Raw genomic sequence first — 1,359 nt, forward strand, 5'->3', positions numbered from 1 at the left:
ACATCGTTGCTGAATTAAAGAAACGAAAAACTTCATTACGTTCTTTAGGAAGGCAGAACGGACTTTCTCCTCATACATTAAAAAATGCTTTAGATAAATCCTACCGAAATGGCGAAATCATTATCGCAAAGGCGTTGGGAATGAAGCCTGAAGATGTGTGGCCTTCACGATATCAATCTTTTCATAACGCAGCTTAAGTGGGTGGGTTATGACTAATTGGTTTACGACAAAAGAATTGGTTGGACTTCCAGGGTTGCCAGAGCACTCTCAAAATATATCGAGAATGGCAAAGAAAAATGGATGGGAGTTTAGACAAAAAGAAGGCGTTAAGGGTGTTGCTTACGAGTTCTCAATGAATTCACTACCAATACAAACTCAAACAGCTCTGATGAAAAAACAAGGCAAAGTTCAAGTTGGGGATCAGGTTCTTGAGTTGCCGAAAAAGAAAAGCGAGCAGTCGTATTGCCGTGAAGCGCTTTGGGTTCGTTGGAGTAAGAACAACAACGCTGCCAAAGAGAAAGCACAGCAAGCATTGCGCACCGTTCAAGCTGTCTTTGCACTTAAGAATAACGGCATCAAGTTGATGGACGCTTATCAATCGGTCTCTGAAGAATATGGCGTGGCACTTTCTACTTTGCGCCGCAGCTGCGCGAAGGTGAAAGGAATAGACGAATGTGATTGGGCTCCAGCTCTGCTGCCTAAAAACTTTGAATCATCCCAAACCCAAAAGCCGAATCAGTTTGCTTACATCACACCTGAAGCGTGGGAGTTTTTCAAAGCTGACTACTTGAGCCTAGAGCAACCTGCTATGTCGGTTTGTTATGAACGCCTTATTGATACGGCTCCATCTAAAGGTTGGAAAGTGCCAAGCCTAAAAAGTTTAGGACGCCGCCTTGAACATGAAGTGCCAGTGCAACAACGCATCATGCTTCGTGAAGGTGAACACGCACTGCACCAAATGTTCCCACCGCAAGAACGTACCGTTGAAGGGCTTCACGCTCTGGAATGGATCAATGGCGATGGCTATCAACACAACGTGTTTGTGAGGTGGTTTAACGGTGAAATTCTTCGTCCTAAAACGTGGTTTTGGCAAGACATCTACAGCCGCAAAATTATTGGTTGGCGTTGTGACATTAGTGAAAACACAGACAGCATTCGCCTTTCCTTAATGGACGTTTGTGAAAAGTTCGGTGTGCCTAAAGAACTGACTTTGGATAACACCAGAGCAGCTGCAAACAAATGGATGACGGGCGGCGTTCCTAACCGTTACCGATTCAAAGTAAAAGCAGACGATCCCCTTGGCATCATCCCAATGATGAATATCAAGTTGCACTGGTCGAGCGTGATATTAGGCAAAGG

At 44.6% G+C, this 1,359-nt stretch carries 2 protein-coding genes; both read left to right on the forward strand.

Annotated elements, in window-relative coordinates; translation table 11 throughout:
- Positions 1-197, forward strand: a 197-nt coding sequence (locus tag OW491_RS18120; RefSeq protein WP_290037291.1) for a helix-turn-helix domain-containing protein, incomplete at its 5' end; no start/stop codon positions are given.
- A gap of 11 nt (positions 198-208) precedes the next feature.
- Positions 209-1,359 (forward strand): transposase domain-containing protein (locus OW491_RS18125; RefSeq protein ID WP_290037293.1); only part of this gene is annotated, 1,151 nt, incomplete at its 3' end.

It is taken from the genome of Neptunomonas sp. CHC150, assembly GCF_030397555.1.
Classification (GTDB): domain Bacteria; phylum Pseudomonadota; class Gammaproteobacteria; order Pseudomonadales; family Balneatricaceae; genus Neptunomonas; species Neptunomonas phycophila.